18 protein-coding genes and 1 tRNA gene are annotated in these 20,157 nt (G+C 73.7%); 10 read left to right on the forward strand and 9 right to left on the reverse strand.

Annotated features, from left to right (window positions below):
* Positions 1 to 111: 111 nt before the first annotated feature.
* Positions 112 to 633, reverse strand: coding sequence for an NUDIX domain-containing protein (locus tag AC27L3_RS05520; RefSeq protein WP_487232893.1), 522 nt, complete (start codon positions 631 to 633; stop codon positions 112 to 114).
* A 38-nt stretch (positions 634 to 671) separates the two neighbouring features.
* Entirely contained in the window at positions 672 to 1,556 is an 885-nt protein-coding gene (locus AC27L3_RS05525) for a DMT family transporter (RefSeq protein ID WP_487233170.1), read from the reverse strand.
* 350 nt (positions 1,557 to 1,906) lie between these two features.
* Between AC27L3_RS05525 and AC27L3_RS05530 the strand changes: the two genes are divergently transcribed.
* The 3 genes from AC27L3_RS05530 to AC27L3_RS05540 all read left to right on the forward strand — a co-directional run bounded on the left by AC27L3_RS05530 (position 1,907) and on the right by AC27L3_RS05540 (position 6,450).
* Complete coding sequence (locus AC27L3_RS05530; protein WP_487232894.1) at positions 1,907 to 2,881, forward strand: hypothetical protein; 975 nt, start codon at positions 1,907 to 1,909, stop codon at positions 2,879 to 2,881.
* Positions 2,882 to 2,950: 69 nt separating this feature from the next.
* Entirely contained in the window at positions 2,951 to 4,501 is a 1,551-nt protein-coding gene (locus AC27L3_RS05535; protein ID WP_487232895.1) for an APC family permease, read from the forward strand.
* Complete coding sequence (locus AC27L3_RS05540) at positions 4,498 to 6,450, forward strand: primary-amine oxidase (protein WP_487232896.1); 1,953 nt, start codon at positions 4,498 to 4,500, stop codon at positions 6,448 to 6,450. The genes AC27L3_RS05535 and AC27L3_RS05540 overlap by 4 nt, the downstream gene beginning before the upstream one ends.
* Before the next feature lie 344 nt (positions 6,451 to 6,794).
* Here the strand turns inward: AC27L3_RS05540 and AC27L3_RS05545 are convergent, their stop codons facing one another.
* The 3 genes from AC27L3_RS05545 to AC27L3_RS05555 form a co-directional block, all read right to left on the reverse strand.
* Positions 6,795 to 7,193, reverse strand: coding sequence for a (2Fe-2S) ferredoxin domain-containing protein (locus tag AC27L3_RS05545; protein ID WP_487232897.1), 399 nt, complete (start codon positions 7,191 to 7,193; stop codon positions 6,795 to 6,797).
* A gap of 40 nt (positions 7,194 to 7,233) precedes the next feature.
* Positions 7,234 to 8,694, reverse strand: coding sequence for a uridine transporter UriT (gene uriT / locus AC27L3_RS05550; RefSeq protein WP_487232898.1), 1,461 nt, complete (start codon positions 8,692 to 8,694; stop codon positions 7,234 to 7,236).
* Between the two features lie 93 nt (positions 8,695 to 8,787).
* Positions 8,788 to 8,872, reverse strand: a tRNA-Leu gene (locus AC27L3_RS05555).
* Positions 8,873 to 9,108: 236 nt separating this feature from the next.
* Here AC27L3_RS05555 and AC27L3_RS05560 point away from each other — a divergent pair.
* From AC27L3_RS05560 to AC27L3_RS05570, 3 genes are all read left to right on the forward strand, one after another.
* Entirely contained in the window at positions 9,109 to 10,440 is a 1,332-nt protein-coding gene (locus tag AC27L3_RS05560; RefSeq protein WP_365983827.1) for a M20/M25/M40 family metallo-hydrolase, read from the forward strand.
* 141 nt (positions 10,441 to 10,581) lie between these two features.
* Positions 10,582 to 10,815: a chaplin family protein gene (locus tag AC27L3_RS05565; protein ID WP_344437963.1), complete on the forward strand. Its 234-nt coding sequence runs from the start codon at positions 10,582 to 10,584 to the stop codon at positions 10,813 to 10,815.
* A gap of 151 nt (positions 10,816 to 10,966) precedes the next feature.
* A complete protein-coding gene (locus tag AC27L3_RS05570; RefSeq protein WP_487232899.1) occupies positions 10,967 to 11,800 on the forward strand; it encodes a chaplin in 834 nt (277 codons plus the stop codon).
* A gap of 168 nt (positions 11,801 to 11,968) precedes the next feature.
* Here the strand turns inward: AC27L3_RS05570 and AC27L3_RS05575 are convergent, their stop codons facing one another.
* A complete protein-coding gene (locus AC27L3_RS05575) occupies positions 11,969 to 12,157 on the reverse strand; it encodes a DUF5703 family protein (RefSeq protein ID WP_487232900.1) in 189 nt (62 codons plus the stop codon).
* Between the two features lie 47 nt (positions 12,158 to 12,204).
* On the opposite strand from AC27L3_RS05575, the gene AC27L3_RS05580 reads away from it, so the two are divergent.
* Positions 12,205 to 12,942: a hypothetical protein gene (locus tag AC27L3_RS05580; RefSeq protein ID WP_487232901.1), complete on the forward strand. Its 738-nt coding sequence runs from the start codon at positions 12,205 to 12,207 to the stop codon at positions 12,940 to 12,942.
* A 31-nt stretch (positions 12,943 to 12,973) separates the two neighbouring features.
* On the opposite strand, the gene AC27L3_RS05585 is transcribed toward AC27L3_RS05580, so the two are convergent.
* A complete protein-coding gene (locus AC27L3_RS05585; protein ID WP_487232902.1) occupies positions 12,974 to 15,220 on the reverse strand; it encodes a helix-hairpin-helix domain-containing protein in 2,247 nt (748 codons plus the stop codon).
* A complete protein-coding gene (locus AC27L3_RS05590) occupies positions 15,217 to 16,200 on the reverse strand; it encodes an aldo/keto reductase (protein WP_487232903.1) in 984 nt (327 codons plus the stop codon). Before AC27L3_RS05590 ends, AC27L3_RS05585 begins: the two co-directional genes overlap by 4 nt.
* Positions 16,201 to 16,287: 87 nt before the next feature.
* Between AC27L3_RS05590 and AC27L3_RS05595 the strand changes: the two genes are divergently transcribed.
* Complete coding sequence (locus AC27L3_RS05595; protein ID WP_487232904.1) at positions 16,288 to 17,337, forward strand: LLM class F420-dependent oxidoreductase; 1,050 nt, start codon at positions 16,288 to 16,290, stop codon at positions 17,335 to 17,337.
* A 233-nt stretch (positions 17,338 to 17,570) separates the two neighbouring features.
* Positions 17,571 to 18,359, forward strand: coding sequence for a ferritin-like domain-containing protein (locus tag AC27L3_RS05600; RefSeq protein ID WP_487232905.1), 789 nt, complete (start codon positions 17,571 to 17,573; stop codon positions 18,357 to 18,359).
* Between the two features lie 29 nt (positions 18,360 to 18,388).
* Here the strand turns inward: AC27L3_RS05600 and corA are convergent, their stop codons facing one another.
* Positions 18,389 to 19,381 carry a magnesium/cobalt transporter CorA gene (corA, locus tag AC27L3_RS05605; protein WP_487233171.1) on the reverse strand — a complete coding sequence of 331 codons (993 nt, stop codon included), beginning with the start codon at positions 19,379 to 19,381 and terminating at the stop codon, positions 18,389 to 18,391.
* 74 nt (positions 19,382 to 19,455) lie between these two features.
* Between corA and AC27L3_RS05610 the strand changes: the two genes are divergently transcribed.
* Positions 19,456 to 20,154 carry a histidine phosphatase family protein gene (locus AC27L3_RS05610; protein ID WP_487232906.1) on the forward strand — a complete coding sequence of 233 codons (699 nt, stop codon included), beginning with the start codon at positions 19,456 to 19,458 and terminating at the stop codon, positions 20,152 to 20,154.
* The last annotated feature ends 3 nt before the right edge of the window (positions 20,155 to 20,157 follow it).

Consider the following 20,157-nt stretch of genomic DNA (forward strand, 5'->3'; position numbering starts at 1 on the left):
GTGAGGCGATGCCGGTCACTCGGAGACAGCACTTGTCGGTGGGTAATCAGGTCTCGCGGGGATCCTCTTGCTGTCCGGCTGTCGGTAGTCGGCGAAAGGACGGGACCGGGGCTAGCCCGCCTCCCGGAAGCGGCGGAGCCGGGCGTATGCCTCGTAGCCGTCCGGGACCCATCGCCAGTCGTCCAGCCGGGCGGCGACCTCCTCCTCGGGGAGGAAGTCCCACCAGGCCACCTCCTCCGCCTGCGGCCTGACCGGCAGGTCGCACCGCACCTCGTACACCGCCGACCACCACCCCCCGTGGCCCTCGGCCGAGGTGTACAGGAAGCGGAAGAGCGGGCGGGGGGCCGCAAGGCCGGTGACGCCGAGTTCCTCCTCGGCCTCGCGCAGCGCCGCCGCGTCGTACGTCTCGCCCGCGCCCACGACGCCGCCGACGAACATGTCGTACATCGACGGGAAGACCAGCTTGGTCGCCGTGCGGCGGTGCACGAAGATCCGGCCGTGGGCGTCGCGTGCCTGGACGAAGACGCAGCGGTGCAGGAGCCCCTTCGCGTACACCTCGCCGCGCGGTGCGCGGCCGATCACCCGGTCGTGTTCGTCGACGACGTCCAGCACCTCGTTGGCAGGGTCGGTCATGCCCGGCAGCCTACGGTGCCCCGCAAGGGGCACAGCCCCTAGTGCGGCTGGAGGTCCCGTATCCGGCCCTCCTCCTTCATGCCCGACGGCATGGCCGGGTGCCGGCCGATGAGGACGATGCCGCAGACGATGGCCGCCAGGCCCGCCGCCTGGACGGCCAGGGCGGCCGGTGTGGTGCGCAGCTGGTCGCCGAGGAAGCCGATGCCGCAGGCGATGCCGGCCAGGGGCTGGGCCGCGGTCAGGGCGGGCAGGGACATCCGCAGGGGTGCCGTCTCGAAGGCGCTCTGGACCAGGACGAGCCCGGTCAGGCCGAGGGCCAGGACGGCGTACGGTTGCCAGCCGGTGACGAGTTCGGCCCAGCCGCCGTGGGAGAAGCGTTCGCCGCTGACCCGGGTGAGGGCGTCCTGCACGCCGTACAGCAGGCCGGCGGCCACGGCCAGCAGGGCGGCCTCGGTGCTCATGCGCACCCGTTTGGAGGCCGCGGCGAGCAGCAGGGCCGTGCCGACCATGATGCCGAAGACGAGCCAGTGCCGCAGCGGGTCGGTGACCGCGTGGCCGCCGTGCGGGCGGCCGGCGATGATGAACGCGGCCACGCCGCCGGCCAGCAGCCACAGCCCGCACCAGCCGTCGCGGCCGAGGGGCTGTCTGGTCTGCCAGCGGGAGAGGGCCATCGCGAAGAGCAGGTTGGTCGCCATCAGGGGGTCGACCAGGGAGACCTCGCCGCGGCTGAGGGCGACGGCGCCGAGTCCCATGCCGCAGACCATCAGTCCGATGCCGGCCAGCCAGCGCGGCATGCGGGCGAGGTCGAGCAGCAGTCGCAGGGACAGGAAGTCGCTCATGGGGGCCCGCTGGGCGGCGTTCTGCTGCAGGACGAACCCCACGCCCAGGCAGCAGGCCGCGGCCAGGGCGAGTGCGAAGACCATCACGTCGTGCACCTCAAGACCGTGCGGTCGTAGGAGACTTGACAACAAGACGATAGCCGCACCAGGAGTGGTGCCCCGGCCGGGTACCCGCGTTTCGGCCGTTCATCCGGACATGCGAGAGGCATGCGAGAAAACGGACAAAGGTTCGTCGTTCGTGTGTGCGGTCGCGGAGGGTCGTATTGGCTGCCCGAGGTAACGATCCACTGCACAGTCCCGGCGGGACGGGGGACGGCAACGGGCCGTCCCGCTAGCTTACTTGACGTCACTTCAGCACCAAGATCCACCCTTGACGCGGAGCCGTGACTACCGGTTTGCTGTGCGTGACCGTACGCCGTGGAGGAAGCCCGCAGATGACGCCCCCACCCCCCTTGGGCCGCCACCGGAACAAGGACGGGCTGACCTTCGACCCCGCCCTCGACGACACCGAGCTGGCCGGCGCCCGCGACGCGCTGGCCCGCGGACGCTGGAGCGAGACCCGCCGGCTGATCGCCCGCACCGGGGACGACTGGGACCGCCGCGGCCACCGCCTCCTCGTCCTGGCCGAGGGCGCCACCAGCGCCGTCTGGGCCCGGGAGTGGCAGCTCGCCGAGCCCGACAGCGCGGACGCCGCCCTCCTGCTCGCCTGCGCCTCGGTCTTCCGCGCCCTGGACGGCAAGGAGCCGCCAGAGACCGCCCGCGCCCTGTGCCTGGCGGCCGCCAGGACCACGCCCCGCGACCCCACCCCCTGGCTCGGCCTGCTCGTCCTCGCCCGCCGCACCGGCACCGACGACGAGTGCGTCCGCGCCTTCGACCAGGTGCGCGCCCGGCACCGCGACCACCATCACGCCCACCACCTGATGGCGGCCCGCCTGGCCGAGCACCAGAAGGGCGACCGCGACGACCCGCTGCACGAGGTCTACGACTTCGCCGCGTGGGCCGCCGAGCAGGCACCGGCCGACTCGCCGCTGGCCGTCCTGCCCGTCGTCGCGCACGCCGAGCGCTACCGGGTCCTGGCGGGCGCCGGGCTGGAGCCGGCCGACCCGGCCCGCTCCGGACACTGGACCACCCGCCGGGCCCGGCAGGTGATGAAGGCCGCCTTCGACTGGTGGCTGGAGTGGGACACCGACGAGGGCGCCGGCGCCGGGGCCTCCGCCGCCCACCCACGGCGCAAGGTCGACCTGAACTTCCTGGCCCACGCCAAGTTCCACGAGGGCCGCCCCGCCGAGGCCGCCGCCCTGCTCACCCGCATCGGGCCGCACGCCACGCACGCCCCCTGGGCCTACCCCGACCGGGACCCCCGCACGGCGCTGCGCACCGTGCGCCGGGCCGCGCTCGGCATCGCCTGACCCCGCCCCCACGGCCCGAGCCCCGGGCCGCCCACGCCTGTGCATCCCCACGGGAAGGACCACCCCGCCATGTCGACGGGCACCACCAGTGAGATCAGTACGTTCAAGGGCGTCGCCGGACGGCTGAGCGCCGGCCGCATAGGAGTGGCCGGCCTGCTGCTGGCCGTCGTGGCCGCCAGCGCCCCGCTGATGGTCACGGCCGGCGTCATGCCCAGCATCTACGGCGTCATGGGCATCACCGGCCAGCCCCTGCTCTTCGTCATCCTCGGGGTCGTGCTGATCCTGTTCAGCTTCGGCTACGCCGAGATGAGCCGCCACGTCCACAACGCCGGCGCCTTCTACGCCTACATCGCCCGCGGCCTGGGCGGCACCGCCGGCGCCGCCGCCTCCGTCGTGGCCCTCGTCGCGTACAGCGCCATGCAGGTCGGCATCTACGGCATCTTCGGCCACGAGATGTCCGGGCTGCTCAAGGCCCACCTGGGTCTGACGGTCGCCTGGTGGGTGCCGGCCACGGCGGCCGTCGCCCTCGTCGCCGCCCTCGGCTGGCTGAAGGTCGACCTCAACGTCAAGGTCCTCGGCGTGCTGCTGCTCGTCGAGTGCCTCATGGTCGGTGCCTTCGACCTCGCCGCCGTCGCCGACCCCGGACCGGACGGGCTCTCCCTGCACGCCTTCGACCCCGCCACCCTGGCCGGCGCGGGGCTCGGCACCGCCCTGTCCTTCACCATCGCCTCGTTCGTCGGCTTCGAGCAGGCCGCCGTCTACGCCGAGGAGACCAGCCGCCCGCACGTCGTCGTCGCCCGCGTCACCTTCCTCGCCGTCGGCTTCGTGGCCCTCTTCTTCGCCCTCGGCTCCTGGGCGCTGAGCGTGGCCGGCGGACCCACCGAGATCACTCGACTGGCCGGCGAAAAGGGCCCCGACCTGCTGTTCGACCTCACCCGGGCCCGGCTGGGCGCCACGTTCACCACCGTCATGCACGTCTTCTACGTCACCGGCATGTTCGCGGCCATGCTCAGCTTCCACAACGTCGTCGCCCGCTACGCCTTCGCCATGGGCCGCGAGGGCCTGCTGCCCGCCGCCCTCGGCCGCACCTCCGCCACCAGCGGCGCACCCGCCTACGGCTCGCTGCTGCAGAGCACCGTCTCCCTGCTCGCCGTCGTCCTCTTCGCCGTCACCGACGACCGGCCCGCGGGCGACCCCACCGCACCCGTCCAGCGGCTGTTCACCTGGATGGGCAACGTCGGCGCGCTCGGCGTCATCCTGCTGATGGCCACCGCCAGCGCCGCCGTCATCGTCTTCTTCGTACGCCGCGGCGCCGCCCGCGCCCAGGCCGCCCGGCTCGTCGCCGCGGCGGCGGCCGGGCTGGCCCTGCTGGTCATCGCCGGCTACGCGGTCAAGGACTTCCATGTGCTCGTCGGCACCGGCCCCGGCTCGGCCCTGGGCTGGGTGCTGCCCGGCGTCATCGGCGCCGCCGTGGTCCTGGGCGTCGTCTACGGACTCGTGCTCAAGGCGGTGCGCCCCGGGATCCACGCCCGGATCGGGCTGGGCAACGAGGCGTTCCAGCTGGAGAAGGCCGCGGCCACCGCCGGGGCCCCCACCGTTCAGCGAAAGGTTTCACCATGACCTGCTGCCACCCGGCCGCCCCGCAGCCGCAGGGCACCGACACCGTCCCCCACCCCCTGGACCCGCTCGGCGCCGAAGAGATCACCACCGCCCGCCGGATCCTGCAGGAGGCCGGCAAGGTGACGCCCACCACGCGCTTCCCGATGGTCCTGCTGGAGGAGCCCGACCGGCACACGGCCGCCGCCCACCGCCCCGGCGACCCCGTCGTGCGCCGGCTGCGCGTCACCCTGCACGACACGGCCACCGGCGCCTCCGCCGAGGCGGTCGTCGACGCCGGCGCCAGCCTGCTGCTGTCGTACCGCACACTGGACCCGGCCACCGAGGGCCAGCCGCAGGTGATGTTCGAGGAGTACGTCCTCGTCGACGCGCTGGTCAAGGCCGACCCGGCCTGGCGCAAGGCCATGGCCGAGCGGGGGATCGAGGACACCTCGCTCGCCGTCTGCGCCCCGCTCGCCGCGGGCGGCCTCGTGCTCGACCGGCCCGGCCGCCGGCTGCTGCGCTGCCTGACGTGGCTGCGCTGCGACGCCACCGACAACGCCTGGGCGCACCCCGTGGGCGGTCTGGTCGCCGACGTCGACGTCACCGAGCGCACGGTCGTACGGATCGTCGACACCGGCCCCGTCCCCGTGCCGGCCGAGTGCGGGCGCTACGAGGCGGAGTTCACCGGCCCGCCCCGCACCGACCTGCGGCCGCTGGAGATCACCCAGAGCCAGGGGCCCTCCTTCCGGCTCGACGGGCCGCAGCTGACCTGGCTGAACTGGAGCTTCCGCATCGACTTCAATGCGCGCGAGGGCCTGGTCCTGCACCGGATCACCCACCGCGACGGCGACCGCGAGCGGTCCGTGCTCCACCGCGCCTCCCTCGCCGAGATGGCCGTCGCCTACGGCGAGAGCGAGGAGTCCCGCAACTGGGTGGCCTTCCTCGACGCCGGCGAGTACTCCCTGGGCCGCAACGCCAACGCGCTGCGCCTGGGCTGCGACTGCCTGGGCGAGATCCGCTACCTCGACGCCGTCCTCGCCGACGAGGCCGGCGACCCGCTGACGCTGCCGAACGCCATCTGCATCCACGAAGAGGACCACGGCCTGCTGTGGAAGCACACCGATGTCTTCAACGACATGGCCGTGGAGTCCCGCCGCGCCCGCCGCCTGGTCGTCTCCTACATCGCCACCGTCGGCAACTACGACTACGGCTTCTACTGGTACTTCCACCAGGACGGCACGATCGCCTTCGAGGCCAAGTCCACCGGCATGGTGCAGACCTCGGCGATCGAGCCCGGCACCGGCTCGCCGCACGGCACCGAGGTGGCCCCCGGCCTGCTGGCCCCGTACCACCAGCACCTGTTCTGCGTACGCCTCGATGTGGCGGTCGACGGCCTGCACAACACCGTCGAGGAGGTCGACGTCGTCCCCGTGCCGGCCGGCCCCGACAACCCCAACGGCAACGCCTTCACCACCCGGACCACGGTCGTCGCCGACAGCGCCGACGGCGGGCGGCTCGCCGACCCCGCGACGGGCCGACGCTGGCGGATCACCAACCCCGCCTCCCGCAACCGCATGGGACAGCCCGTCGCGTACACCCTCGTACCGCAGCCCGGGCCCGTCCTGCTCGCCCGGCCCGGCTCGCCGGTCGCCCGGCGCATGGCGTACGGCACCAAGCACCTGTGGGTCACCCGGCACCGCGCCGACCGCCGCTACCCGGCCGGGGAGTACCCCAACCAGCACCCCGGCGACGGCGGCCTGCCGCAGTGGACCACCGGCGGAGAGTCCCTGGAGAACACCGAGCTGACCGTCTGGCACACCTTCGGCCCCACCCACCTGCCGCGGCTGGAGGAATGGCCGGTGATGCCGGTCGAACCCACCGGCTTCACCCTCAAGCCCACCGGCTTCTTCGACCGCAACCCGGCCCTGGACCTCCCCCGCGAAACCCCCGGCGGCCACTGCGCCCCGTAGGGGCGCGGGGCGTTGTCGATCTGCGGCTGCCGCCGCGCGGGCGCGATCGGCCACGACGCCCCCGCAGTCGGCGCGCCGGCCCGGGGCCAGGGCGGAGCACGCCCCCTGTCTGCGGGCGCGTGGTGGCTTGTCGCGCAGTTCCCCGCGCCCCTTACGGGGCACCATGCGCGCCCCGTAAGGGGCGCGGGGAACTGCGCGATCAGCCCGCGACGGCCCGCAGTCGACGCGCCACCCCGGGGCCCGGGCACGGCAGCCCGTCTGCGGGCGCGCGGTGGCCGATCGCGCCCACGCGGCGGCAGCCGCATCGGCACAGCCCCGCGCCCCTACGGGGCGCCGCGCGCGGCCTAGTCGGCCAGGGCCTTGCCGACCCGCCGGGAGACCGTGAACGCGTACAGGTCCAGCACGCCCGGCGGCTCGGCCAGGCCCGGTCCGCCGGCGCGGACCCAGGCGGCTATGTCCTCCAGCGCCCCGTCGTCGTTGACCAGTCCCAGCCACACCGGCCTGCCGCCCGCGGCCCGGCCGGCGGCCGACGGCTGGACGACGACCACGTTGGCCTGTTCGCACACGTCCAGGCACTCCGACGCCCGCACCGGGGCCGCGCCGTCCAGGGCGGCCCGCAGGCGGGCGATCTGCCCGGCGTGGTCGACGCCGGGCACCTTGGACTCCACACCGCAGCAGCAGCCGCGGCAGACCGTGATCCGGCAGGGGGCGGGCGCGGGGCGACGAGCGCCGTCAGTGATCATTGGGCGATCATACGGAAGCGCCCGCCGCCTGCGGGAGCCCTCAGTGCTGCTCTTCGGCCGCCACCGGCTTGGGGATGAGGAAGGACGTGGCCAGGGCCGCGACCATGATCGCCACACCGGCCACCATGCCGGCCACGTAGCCGCCGGCCGAGGAGGCGTCCGAGGGCACCAGCGCCGTCTTGACCGCGTACAGCGCGGCGAAGCTCAGCCCCGCGCCCAGGTTGAAGGCACCGGCGTTCAGGCCGGGCAGGAAGCCCGGGTTGTCCTTCGGGGAGTGCACCACGCCCAGGCCGTTGAGCACGATGTTGGCCACGCCCGCGTAGGTGATGCCGACCAGGACCGAGGTCACCAGCAGCAGCACGCGCGAGTGCGCCGGGATCGTGACGATCATCAGCACGACGGAGGCCGCGGAGCCGACCAGGCCCAGGCGCAGCACGCGCCCGTACCCGAAGGTCGCCGCCAGCCGGCCGGCGACCGGGCCCATGGCCAGACCGGCGAGCGCGTAGGGGGTCAGCGTCCACCAGGCCGACTGCTCGGCGGACATGCCCAGACCCGCCTGCGCGTCCTGCGCGAACGCCGGGATCAGGCCGTTCATGACGGCGAACACGCCCGTCATGGTCAGCACGGTGGTCAGCAGCGTCGCCCAGGTGGCGCGGCGCCGCAGGTGCGCGGTGGCCACCAGCGGGTGCGTCGAGCGGTCCTCGGTACGCCAGAACAGGCCGAAGGCGATCGCGGCGATCGCGGTCAGGCCGCCCACCAGCGCCCAGTTCGCGGCACCGAGCTTGCCGGCCTCGTTGAGCGCCACGAGCAGGGCGCCGACCGAGACCACCAGCAGGGCGACGCCCGGCCAGTCCATGCGGTGCGAGCCGGCGACCTTCGACTCCGGGGTGAGGAACGCCACCAGGGCGGTCGCGATCACGGCGACCGCGGCCATGGCCCAGAAGACGGCCTGGAAGCCGTGCTTGTCGGCCAGGAAGCCGCCGGCCAGCGAGTCCACGCCGGCCACGCCGCCGTTGACCGCGGTGATCACGCCCAGCAGCGTGCCGTAGCGCTTGGGCTCTTTGATCTCGACGCGCAGCATGATCAGGCACAGCGGTACGACCGGGCCGGAGGCGCCCTGGATCACCCGGCCGGCGAAGAGCATCGGCACGCTGGTCGCGAACGCGGCCACGACGCAGCCGACCGCCATCAGGGCCAGCATGCCGGTGAGCACCTTGCGGCGGCCGACGAGGTCGCCCAGGCGCGGCAGGAAGAGGGAGAACAGGGCCGCCGACGTGAAGAACGCGGTCTGGGTCAGACCGATCTCGGCGGAGCTCGCGCCCAGCTCGTCCTCGATGCTCTTCAGCGCGGGGCTGAGCATGCTGGCGTTGAGCTGGAAGGCGACACAGGCCGCGAGGAGGGCGGTGACCAGCACGCCGACCCGGACGGGACGGCGGTCGGACAGGGGGCGGAGCGGAGTGCGCTCGGAGTGCTCGGAGCGCTCGGAGAGAGAAACGTTCATGCCTTGACGTGCGGTGTGGGGGATTGCCGAAGGACGCGGCGCACGACCGCGCACACACAGAAAAACCCCAGCTCAGCTGGGGTTTTCAGTGAGTGTCCGAGGGGGGACTTGAACCCCCACGCCCGATAAAGGGCACTAGCACCTCAAGCTAGCGCGTCTGCCATTCCGCCACCCGGACCAGGTGTCTGTCTCTGCGGGGTGTTCCCCGCGGCGACATGGAAAACAATACCAAACATTCGCGGGTGCCCGATCACCCCTCCTGCCCAGTGATCGTTCCGCTGATCGTTGCGGGCGCATGTCGGGCTCATTGCGGCCTTGGGCGCGAGCGGCCAGCGAGGGAGGATGGCCGGTGCACCCATGCCGGCGCCCCGGCCACGAGCGCGCGGCGCCGGACGCGAACCACGAGGAGGCAGCGTGAGCCAGTCGAAGCCGGCCGCGGGGGCGGCGATCCGCGGCGAGGACGAGGTCGTCGACCTGTGCCGGGATTTGATCCGGATCGACACCAGCAACTACGGCGACCACTCCGGTCCCGGCGAGCGGCGCGCGGCGGAGTACGTGGCCGAGAAGCTCGCCGAGGTCGGGCTGGAGCCGCAGATCATCGAGTCCCACCCCGGCCGGGCCTCCACCGTCGCGCGCATCGAGGGCACCGACCCCTCGCGGCCCGCCCTGCTCATCCACGGCCACACCGACGTCGTGCCCGCCGACGCGGGCGACTGGACCCACCACCCCTTCTCCGGCGAGATCGCCGACGGCTGCGTGTGGGGGCGCGGCGCGGTCGACATGAAGGACATGGACGCCATGACCCTCGCCGTCGTCCGCGACCGCCTGCGCTCCGGGCGCCGGCCCTCCCGCGACATCGTGCTCGCCTTCCTCGCCGACGAGGAGGCCGGCGGCGTCTTCGGCGCCCGGCACCTGGTCGACAACCACCGCGACCTCTTCGACGGGGTGACCGAGGCGATCGGCGAGGTCGGCGGCTTCTCCTTCACGGTCAACGAGGACCTGCGGCTGTACCTGATCGAGACCGCCCAGAAGGGCATGCACTGGATGCGGCTGACCGTGGACGGCACCGCCGGCCACGGCTCGATGACCAACAAGGACAACGCGATCACCGAGCTGTGCGAGGCCGTCGCCCGGCTGGGCCGGCACGAGTTCCCCGTGCGCGTGACCAAGACCGTACGGGCGTTCCTCGACGAGCTCTCCGACGCGCTCGGCATCCCGCTCGACCCCGAGGACATGGAGACCACGCTCGCCACGCTCGGCGGCATCGCCAAGATGATCGGCACCACGCTGCGCAACAGCGCGGCCCCGACGATGCTGGGCGCCGGCTACAAGGTCAACGTCATCCCCGGGCAGGCCACGGCCCACGTCGACGGCCGGTTCCTGCCGGGCTACGAGGAGGAGTTCCTCGCCGACCTCGACCGCATCCTCGGCCCCCGCGTCCGGCGCGAGGACGTGCACGCCGACAAGGCGCTGGAGACCAGCTTCGACGGCCGGCTCGTCGAGGCCATGCAGTCCTCGCTGCGGGCCGAGGACCCCATCGCCCGCGCCGTGCCCTACATGCTCTCCGGCGGCACGGACGCCAAGTCCTTCGACGACCTGGGCATTCGCTGCTTCGGCTTCGCGCCGCTGCAGCTGCCGCCCGAGCTCGACTTCGCCGGAATGTTCCACGGCGTCGACGAGCGCGTGCCCGTCGACGGCCTGAAATTCGGGGTGCGCGTGCTCGACCGGTTCCTCGACGCGTGCTGAAATCCCTCGCGTTCGCCCACCCTTGGCGCTTTCTTAACCGGAAAGAGTGAACGCCCGGGCGCGTACGTAGCCGGATTACCTCCTCATCGTTACAGGTGTGCGGTCCGCGGCTGGGATCGCATTGCCAACAAGGAGGAATCCATGCTCAAGAAGGTCGTCGCCGCTGCGGCTGCCACCAGTGGTCTCGTTCTCGCCGGCGCGGGTGTTGCCGCCGCCAGCAGCGGGGCCCAGGCGGTGTCCACGCACAACCCCGGCGTCGTCTCGGGCAACGTCGTGCAGGTCCCGGTCGAGGTCCCGGTGAACGTGTGCGGCAACACGATCAACGTCGTCGGGCTGCTGAACCCCGCCACCGGCAACGTCTGCGTCAACAAGTGACGTCCCTGTCGGAATCGACGCGGGATTGAACCAGGGTGGCTCCGGAGCGCACGGCTGGTGCTTCGGAGCCACCGGGCTTTTCGACTGGGCATTCCGTTGCGCGGGTAGGGATCGGCGCAATGGAGGCAAAAACAAAAGGGGCAAGACGACAATGCGACAGGTCACCAAGAAGGGCCTGATCACGGCTGCGGCGGCGAGCGGGGTCCTCGCCGCAGTGACCGGCAGCTACGCGCAGGCGGACTCGGGTGCGGGCGCCGTGGCGACGCACAACCCGGGTATCGCGTCCGGGAACACGGTGCAGGTGCCGGTCACGGTTCCGGTCAACGCCTGCGGCAACACCGTCAACGTGGTGGGGCTGCTGAACTCGGCGACGGGCAACACCTGTGTCAACGGCGGGGGCGGCCACGCCACCCACGGCGGTCACGGCGGCGGCCACGGCAGCGGTCACGGCGGGGCGCAGGCGGGCGCGAAGAACACCGACTCGCCCGGCATCGGCTCCGGCAACACCGTGCAGGCGCCGATCAGCATCCCGGTGAACGCCTGCGGCAACAGCGTGGACGTGGTGGGCATCGGCAACCCGGCCAGCGGCAACACCTGCGTCAACGACGGCCACGGCGGCGGGCACGACCACCAGCCGCCGCACGGCGACAAGCCCGGTCACCCGGGCGGGCGCCACCCCGGCGGTCACCACAACCCGCCCGGCGAGAAGCCCGGTCACAAGCCGCCGGCCGGTGGCGAGCACCACGGCCCCGGCGGGCACCCGCAGAAGCCGGGCGGCCACATGGGCACCCCGGGGACGGAGGTGAAGGACGCCCACCGCGCCACGGAGGTCCTCGCCGAGCACCGCCCGGCGACGGTCGCCCAGCAGGCCGCCGAGCTCGCGCACACCGGTGCGGGCCAGATCGGCGCGGCCGCCGCGGCCAGCGCGGCGCTGCTGGCCGGCGGCGCGGTGCTCTACCGCCGCGCCCGCGGCTCCCAGGGCTGACGGCCCCGGAGCAGGGTCGCACGGACGCACAAAGGAGCGGGCCCCGCCGCCGCGGGGCCCGCTCCACTGTCGTGCCGTCGACTCGTCCCCCGGTCGCCCCCTGTCGTCACTCGTCCGTCGTCGCCCGTCCGTCGTCGGTCGGTGCGGATGCGGTCCTTCACCGGTCCTTTACCAGGTGGCACGGATCTGGCGGATGATCCGGCGCCGCAGCCGCACCCGTCGGCTGCCGTCCGGATACAGGCGTAGTCGGTCCAACTCCCAGTGTCCGTACTCGGCATGGTCCGTCAGCAGGCGTGTGGCGGCCCGGCGGGTGACCCCCCGGGGCACATACACATCGCAGAATTCGTATTCCGGCATCGCATCTATTGTGCGGGAACGGGCCCGGTGCGGATAGCGTCTGCACTATGTCTGATGCTGCGCAGCCGACCGCTGCCGAGGTACGCGCCGCCGCCGAGGCGGTCAAAGCCGCTCTGGACCGTCACCTCGAGGCCATCGAACGCCGATCGGGGGAGGACGACCCGGCCGTCTACGCCGCGTTCAACGAGCTGGCCGCGACAGCCGAGGCGTACGACGAGCTGCTCTACGACGCCTACGACGAGGTCACCCCCTTCGAGATCCCCGGCGACGAGGCCCTGCCCGCCTACGCCGGCCCCGAGGAGCCCAGCGCGCTCAGCGTGCTCATCCGCAGGGACTACGCGGTGGTCGAGCCGCAGCGGCTGCTGGCCCAGGCCCGGCGCGTCGCCGACCTCGACCCCGACGCCGGCGAGGACGTGAGCCGGGGCGCGGCCGCCGCCGGAACCACGGCGGACCTGGTCGGCAGCAGCGTGCACGCGGCCCTGGGAGTGATCTTCGGCGAGTACGAGCCGGACGAAATCGCCTCCCGGCACAAGGAATTCGGCCTGGAGGAGGGCGACTCCACGCTCTGGGTCGCGGCCGCCGACGAACCCAGCGACCCGGGGGAGTGGCTCTCGGCGCCGTTCGACGAGGCCGACCCGCAGCGGGTCGTGTGCCGCTTCGACGTCAGCGCCGTCTTCGACGAGGAACCCGACGGCGAGGACGACGACACCGAGGGGCGCGACGAGGACGAGGGCGGCGACGACGGGGACGACGACCTGGAGGTCGTGCGCGGGAAGGGGCGCTGAGCCCCTTCCCCCGCCCGCCGGCCGGGCAGGATCACCCGGCGGTGCGCGTCTGCGCCTCCAGCAGCCCCCGCAGCCGGGTGGTCCGCTCCTTCGCCGGCACCTCCGCCACCGCCCGGGGCAGCGCCTGATCCACTCCGTGCACCACCGACAGGTGCCGCTCCCCGCGGCCGAAGGCCGTGTACACCCAGGACCGGGTCAGGCCCTGCGCCGCATCACCCGGCAGCACGACCACGGCCGCGGGCCAGCGCGCACCGGCCGCCTGGTGGGCGGTCACGGCCCAGCCGTGCCGCACCTCCTCGGCCACCCGCCCGGGCGGTACGACCACGGGCGCCCCGCCGCACTCCAGCCGCAGGCCGTCCGCATCCGCCCCGACCACGGTGCCGGGCACCATGCGGCCGGGCGCCGGCACGTACGCGACGCGGTCGCCGGGGTCGAAACCGCCGAAACGGCCCGGCCCGGGGTTCAGCCGCTCCTTCAGCGCCGCGTTGAGCGCCCGGGTGCCGGCCGGGCCGCCGTGGCCCGGCGTGATCACCTGGGTGTGCTCCGGGGACACGCCGATCGCCCGCGGGATCGAGTCCGCCACGAGCTGCACCGTACGGTGCACGGCCTCCGCCGGCTCGCGCACGGGCACGATCACGACCTCCTTGCCGGGCGCCTCCACCTGGGCGAGCTCACCCACACCGATGCCCGAGACCAGCTCCCCGAGCGGGCCCGGATCGGGCGTGCGCGAGACCACCGCCGGACAGGCGCGGGCCGCCACGACATCCGCGAAGACCCGGCCGGGGCCCGCCGACCACAGCACGCCGGGATCACCGCTGAGCACCAGACGGGTGCCGTCCGCCAGCGACTCCACCAGCAGGGCGGCCGTCTCCACGTCCAGCTGCGGGGCGTCCAGCACGGCCAGGACGTCCAGGGCGAGCGCACCGTCCTCGTCCCGGCCGGGCCCCTCCTGACCGGACAGCAGCCCGGCCACGGTCACGGCACCGGCCACGCCCAGGTCGGCGAGCCGGCGGCGGCCGTCCTCGGTGTGCGCCGCCGCCCAGGCCCGCAGGCCCAGGCCGGCCGCGGCCGCGACCAGCGCCGCGGGCTCGGCCCGGGCGGCCTCCCCGCCGCTGTGCGTCACCAGGCCGTGGCCGGCCGCCGCACGGATCAGCTCCGCCGCGGAGGGCGAGGGAGCGGCGGCCGCCGCGGCCTCCCAGTCGCCCTCCGCCTCGGCGGGGGCGGCCGTGACCAGCCGGGCCAGCCCGTCGGCGAGGCTCTCCTCCGCCATCGCGTACCGGTCCAGCCCGAGGAGCAGCCGTACGGGCGCGTCCTGCGCCTCCTCCTCTTCGTCCCCCTCCCGGAACACCAGGACGGTGCCCTCGGCAACGGCACTCTGCAGCGCCGCGTCCACGTCCGGGACGGACCGCTTGGCCAGCTCGGCGCGCAGCGCCGAGGACTCGAGCGCGGTGTGCCCGGCCAGAGCGGCACGCTCCAGCAGCCACACGACCAGGGCCCGGGCGCGCCGCTCGTCGTCGGGCCCGCACGCGTCGCCCAGCAGCGCCCGGGCGAACCCGTCCGCCTGCTCGGGCCGCACGCCCGGCACGGCGAGCAGCCGCCAGGGGTCCTCGCGCAGCTCCTCGGCGGCCTGCTCGCCGAGGGCCTCGGCCACGGCCCCCGCCAGCTGCGCCGGCGCCCCACCGGCGGCGAGCACCTCGGCGAGCCCGGCACTCGGCACGATCCGCGGCGCGGCGGGCGCGGGCCGCGGCGCGGTGGGTACGGCGGGCGCGGCGGCGCGGGGCTGGGGCTTGGGCCGGGGCGCGGCCTTGCGCTCGGTGAAGAACGAATCGGCGGACCGCTCCCCGCTCTCCACGGCCCGCACGGCGGCGGCAAGCGCCTCGGCCACGGCCGACCGCTTGGACGCGCCGGCGCCCTGCGCCTCGCCGGGGGCCGCACCCGCCGCCGTACGCGGCGCTGCGGTCTCGTCGGGGCGTGCACCCGGCGCGTGTTGCGCGGCCTGCTCCCCCTCGGCGCCCCCGGCACTGCCGCGCGAGGGGTCACCCGGCACCGGATCGACGACGTCGGGGCCGGGCCCCGCGTCCGGCTCGGCATCCGGCCCCGTCGGGCCGTCGGCCGGCTCGGCGCCGGTCTCGGCCGGCATCGCGCTGCCCGCGGCGGGCTCCGTGGCGGGCCCCGCATCGGGCTCCGGCGGCGGCGTCGCTTCCGTGTCCGGGGGTCCGGGGTCTGCCGGGGCCCCCGCCGGGGGCGCCGTGGCGTCGGGCGTGCGGGGGTCGGTCACAGCGTGCTCCAGTCCTGGTCCGGGTAGCGGTGCACGGGCGCCGACACGTCGTCGAGCGCCTGGCAGATCTCGTGCGGAAGCGTAAGGGTCTCCACTGACAATGCCGCCCTGAGCTGCTGCGCCGTGCGGGCGCCGACGATGGGGGCGACGACTCCGGGCCGGTCGCGCACCCAGGCCAGGGCGACCTCCAGGCAGGTCGTGGCGAGGCCGTCGGCCGCGGTCCGGACGGCGTCCACGACGCCGCGCGCCGTCTCGTCGAGGTACGGGGCGACGAACGGCGCCAGGCGTTCGGAGGCGCCGCGCGAGTCGGGGGGCGTCGTGTGCCGGTACTTGCCGGTGAGCACGCCGCGCCCGAGCGGGGAGGAGGGCAGGAGGCCCACGCCGAGGTCGAGCGCGGCCGGCAGTACTTCGCGTTCGATGCCGCGTTGCAGCAGGGAGTACTCCATCTGCGTACAGGCCAGCCGGGTGCGCCCGCCGGGTGCGGCCAGCTGCCAGGTGGCGGCCTTGGCGAGCTGCCAGCCGCAGAAGTTGGAGACGCCCGCGTAGCGGGCCCGTCCGCTGGCGACCGCGAGGTCGACGGCGTGCAGCGTCTCCTCCAGCGGGGTGTGCGGGTCGAAGGCGTGGACCTGCCATATGTCCACGTAGTCGGTGCCGAGCCGGGCCAGGGAGGCGTCGAGGGCCGCGAGCAGGTGGCCGCGGGAGCAGTCCACGGGCCGCCGGGGGTCCGGTACGCTGCCGGCCTTGGTGGCGATGACCACGTCGTCGCGGGGCACGAGGTCGCCGAGGAGCCGGCCGAGGAGGAGTTCGGCGCGCCCGTCGGCGTAGACGTCCGCGGTGTCGACGAGGCTGCCGCCGGCCTCCCAGAACGTCCGCAGTTGCTCGGCCGCGTCGTGTTCGCCCGTGTCCCGGCCCCAGGTGAGCGTGCCGAGCCCGAGCCGGGAGACCCGTAGCCCCGTACGGCCGAGGTGCCTGTGTTCCATGACCGCCGAGAGTATCGGTGACGTACCAGGGGTCGGCGCGCTAGAGTCCGCCCGACAACGACGTTACTGACGAGTAAGGGGTGCGGCATGCGGCTCGGTATCAACCTCGGTTACTGGGGAGCCGGGATGGACGCGGACAACCTCGCGGTCGCCCGCGAGGCCGACCGGCTGGGCTACGCGGTGTGCTGGGCCGCCGAGGCCTACGGCTCGGACGCCGCCACCGTGCTGGCCTGGGTCGCCGCGCAGACCGAGCGCATCGACGTCGGCTCGGCCATCTTCCAGATCCCGGCCCGCACGCCGACCATGACGGCGATGACGGCCGCCACGCTCGACTCGCTCTCCGGCGGCCGCTTCCGGCTGGGCCTCGGCGTGTCGGGGCCGCAGGTCTCCGAGGGCTGGTACGGGGTGAAGTTCGACAAGCCGCTCGCCCGCACCCGCGAGTACGTCGAGATCATCCGCAAGGCCATGTCGCGCGAGCGCCTGACCCACGACGGCGACCACTGGACCCTGCCCCTGCCCGGCGGTCCCGGCAAGCCCATCAAGCTCACCGTGCACCCGGTGCGCGAGCACATCCCGCTGTACATCGCCGCCATCGGCCCGAAGAACCTGGAGCAGACCGGCGAGATCGCCGACGGCGCCCTCGTGATCTTCTACGCCCCCGAGCACGCCGAGGAGACCACCCTCGCCCCGCTGCGCGCGGGCCGCGAGAAGGCCGGCAAGTCGATGGAGGGCTTCGACGTCGTGCCGACCGTCCCCATCGCCCTCGGCGACGACGTCGACGCCCTGGCCGACCTGTTCCGTCCGTACACCGCCCTGTACGTCGGCGGCATGGGCAGCCCCAAGCAGAACTTCTACAACAAGCTGGCGAGCCGCATGGGCTACGAGAAGGAGGCCACGGAGATCCAGCAGAAGTACCTCTCCGGCGACAAGCGGGGCGCCGCCGCGGCCGTGCCGCGCTCGCTCATCGACTCCACCACCCTGCTCGGCTCCGTCGAGCGGATCGCGGAGCGCATGCAGGCCTACGCGGACGCCGGCGTGACCACGCTCTCCCTCGCGCCCGCCGGTCTGACCCTGGACGAGCGCCTGGCCACCCTGCGCGCCGGCGTCCAGGCCCTGGAGCTGGCCGGTCTGGCCTAAAGCCGGACGGCGGATGCGCCGATAGGGAATTCTGCGGCCGTGGTGGGGGCTCGGGGGTCTGTCTCCCCGCCACGGCCGACACCGAGCACAACGCCCGTGCGCTGTCATGGTTACGCGCCGGGCGCACCGCAAATCCCCGCACGGGATTCCTCCGTTCGGCCCAGCGCTTCCGGTCGTCTGATTGCCGCCCGCCGACAGGGGCACTTGACTTTGTGCCTACGGAGGTGACGGCCATGCTCACGGCCAGGAGTCTGTTCCAGGAGATCCTCGACGACGACGAGGCCTACCGTCTCTTCTGCTCCCTCGCGGCCAGCGGCGAAGCCCAGGGAGGGTGGGAGAACGGCCGGATCGCCGCCCTCGTGCCGCCCGCCCTGCAGCACCTCGCGCCGAAGATCGCCCGGCACGGCGCCGACGAGGACAAGCACGGCCGCATCTTCCGGGCGCTGCTGCACCGGCGCGGCCTGGAGCCGGCCGACGTGCCGCCCGAGGCCGACTACACCATGATCCTCATGCGCCGCGGCATCGGCCTGCCCCACGACAAGCTCCGCGCCGACGTCCCGCTCACCGAGCGCGACATCCTCTCCTACCTCGCCCACAGCCGCGTCACCGAACAGCGCGCCGGCGAACAGATGGACCTGCTCGCCCGGCACTTCGGCGACCACCCCGAGGTCGGCAGGGCCATCCGGATGATCTGCGCCGACGAGACCAACCACCTCGCCTACTGCCACGAGGAACTGCTGCGCCTGGCCGCCCTCGGCCACGGCCGTGCCATTCGGGACCTGCTGCGCGAGAGCGCCCTGGCCGAGATCGCCGTCCACCGCGACGTCAGCCTGGCCGTGATGGGCTGCATGGCCCGCATCCTGCGCTGGTCGCGGGCCAAGTCGGCCGCACTGACGGCCGGCATCCACGCCCTGTACGCGTACGAGCGGGCCGGCGGATGGCGCCGCATGACCACCCTGCGCATGCCCGAGCGCCGAGGCGCCCTCGACGGCCCGGCGACCACGGCCCCCGAGTTCGTCTGAAGGCCCGGCGGCCGGAGGGGCCCGGAGGGTCACAGCCAGCCGCGGCGCTTGAACATCCGGTACAGCCAGTACACCAGCCCCGCCATCAGGGTCACCGCCGCCGGGTAGCCCCAGGGCTCGCGCAGTTCGGGCATGTGGGTGAAGTTCATCCCGTACACCCCGGCGATCATCGTCGGCACCGCCGCCATCGCCGCATAGGCCGAGATCTTGCGCATGTCGTCGTTCTGCTGCACGCCCATCTGGGCCAGGTGGGCCGAGAGGATGTCCGACAACAGCCGGTCCAGGCCCTCGATCGACTCGTTCGCCCGGATCAGGTGGTCGCTGACGTCGCGGAAGAAGGGCCAGGACTTCTCGTCGACGAACGGCAGCCGCGTCGTCGACAGGCGCGCCACCGGCTCGCTCAGCGGCAGGGTCGCCCGCCGGAACTCCACCACCTGGCGCTTGAAGGAGTAGATGCGCGAGGCGGTGTGCCGCACGTCCTCGCCCAGCGGCGCGAACACCTCCGCCTCCAGCTCGTCGAGGTCCGCGTGCAGCATGACGGCCACCTCGGTGTAGTGGTCCACGACGGCGTCGCACACCGCGTACAACACCGCCGTCGGGCCGTGCCGCAGTATGTCCGGATCCCGCTCCAGCCTCTTGCGCACCTCGCCCAGGGGGCTGCCCTCGCCGTGGCGCACGCTCACCACGAAGCAGTTGCCGACGAACAGCATGAGCTCGTCGGTGGTGACGGAGTCCCGCAGGTCGTCGTAGACCACGGGTTTGAGCACCATGAACAGCGAGTCGTCGTAGACCTCCAGCTTCGGCCGCTGATGGGCGTTGAGCGCGTCCTCCACCGCCAGCGGGTGCAGGCCGAACTCGTTGGTGACCAGGTCGAACTCCTCCTGGGTGGGCTCGTACAGCCCGATCCACACGAAGGACTCCCCCTCGGCCCGGGCGACCTCCAGCGCGTGTGCGAGCTCGGCGGGCCCCTCCGTACGGTGTCCGTGCCGGTAGATGGCGCAGTCCACGATCATGCAAGGGATTCTTCCGCTCCGACGTGCGCCGTACACCCGACCGGGCCCGCCGCACACCGGACGGCGGTCGTAGGCTGGCCACCATGCCCACGCTGATCCTGCTCAGGCACGGCCGGTCCACCGCCAACACCTCCGGGGTGCTGGCCGGGTGGACCCCGGGAGTGGCCCTCGACGAGCGCGGCGCCGCCCAGGCCGCCGCCTTGCCGCAGCGGCTCGCCGGCGTCCCGCTCGCCGCGGCCGTCACCAGCCCCCTGCAGCGCTGCCGCGAGACCCTCGCACCGCTGCTCGCCGCCCGGCCCGAGCTGCCCCTGCACACCGACGAGCGCATCGGCGAGTGCCACTACGGCGACTGGTCCGGCCGCAAGCTCGCCGAACTCGCCGACGAGCCCCTGTGGGAGGTCGTCCAGCGGCACCCCTCCGCCGCCGCCTTCCCCGGCGGGGAGTCGATGCGCGCCCTGCAGGCCCGCGCCGTCGACGCCGTGCACGAGTGGAACGGGCGGATGGCAGCGGAGCACGGCGAGAACGCCGTCTTCTTGATGTGCACCCACGGCGACCTGATCAAGGCCGTCGTCGCCGACGCCCTCGGCCTGCACCTGGACCACTTCCAGCGCATCACCGCCGACCCCTGCTCCCTGACCGCCGTCCGCTACACCCGGCTGCGGCCCTACCTGCTGCGGCTCGGCGACACCGGCGACCTCGCCGGGCTCGTCCCCCGCGAGGACGCCGCCGGCGCGGGCGGCAGCCCGGATGCGGCGGTGGGGGGCGGCGCGGGAGCCCCGTGATCG

This window comes from Streptomyces sp. PKA51 (assembly GCF_057552455.1).

Excerpts from the sequence above, each read along its gene's own strand:
- AC27L3_RS05535 (WP_487232895.1), top strand. The coding sequence starts at position 2,951 with ATGTCGACGGGCACCACCAGTGAGATCAGTACGTTCAAGGGCGTCGCC.
- AC27L3_RS05570 (WP_487232899.1), top strand. The coding sequence starts at position 10,967 with ATGCGACAGGTCACCAAGAAGGGCCTGATCACGGCTGCGGCGGCGAGC.
- AC27L3_RS05595 (WP_487232904.1), top strand. The coding sequence starts at position 16,288 with ATGCGGCTCGGTATCAACCTCGGTTACTGGGGAGCCGGGATGGACGCG.
- AC27L3_RS05575 (WP_487232900.1), bottom strand. The coding sequence starts at position 12,157 with ATGCCGGAATACGAATTCTGCGATGTGTATGTGCCCCGGGGGGTCACC.
- AC27L3_RS05590 (WP_487232903.1), bottom strand. The coding sequence starts at position 16,200 with ATGGAACACAGGCACCTCGGCCGTACGGGGCTACGGGTCTCCCGGCTC.
- AC27L3_RS05530 (WP_487232894.1), top strand. The coding sequence starts at position 1,907 with ATGACGCCCCCACCCCCCTTGGGCCGCCACCGGAACAAGGACGGGCTG.
- AC27L3_RS05520 (WP_487232893.1), bottom strand. The coding sequence starts at position 633 with ATGACCGACCCTGCCAACGAGGTGCTGGACGTCGTCGACGAACACGAC.
- AC27L3_RS05610 (WP_487232906.1), top strand. The coding sequence starts at position 19,456 with ATGCCCACGCTGATCCTGCTCAGGCACGGCCGGTCCACCGCCAACACC.
- AC27L3_RS05565 (WP_344437963.1), top strand. The coding sequence starts at position 10,582 with ATGCTCAAGAAGGTCGTCGCCGCTGCGGCTGCCACCAGTGGTCTCGTT.
- AC27L3_RS05525 (WP_487233170.1), bottom strand. The coding sequence starts at position 1,556 with ATGGTCTTCGCACTCGCCCTGGCCGCGGCCTGCTGCCTGGGCGTGGGG.
- uriT (WP_487232898.1), bottom strand. The coding sequence starts at position 8,694 with ATGAACGTTTCTCTCTCCGAGCGCTCCGAGCACTCCGAGCGCACTCCG.
- AC27L3_RS05545 (WP_487232897.1), bottom strand. The coding sequence starts at position 7,193 with ATGATCACTGACGGCGCTCGTCGCCCCGCGCCCGCCCCCTGCCGGATC.
- AC27L3_RS05580 (WP_487232901.1), top strand. The coding sequence starts at position 12,205 with ATGTCTGATGCTGCGCAGCCGACCGCTGCCGAGGTACGCGCCGCCGCC.
- AC27L3_RS05600 (WP_487232905.1), top strand. The coding sequence starts at position 17,571 with ATGCTCACGGCCAGGAGTCTGTTCCAGGAGATCCTCGACGACGACGAG.
- AC27L3_RS05540 (WP_487232896.1), top strand. The coding sequence starts at position 4,498 with ATGACCTGCTGCCACCCGGCCGCCCCGCAGCCGCAGGGCACCGACACC.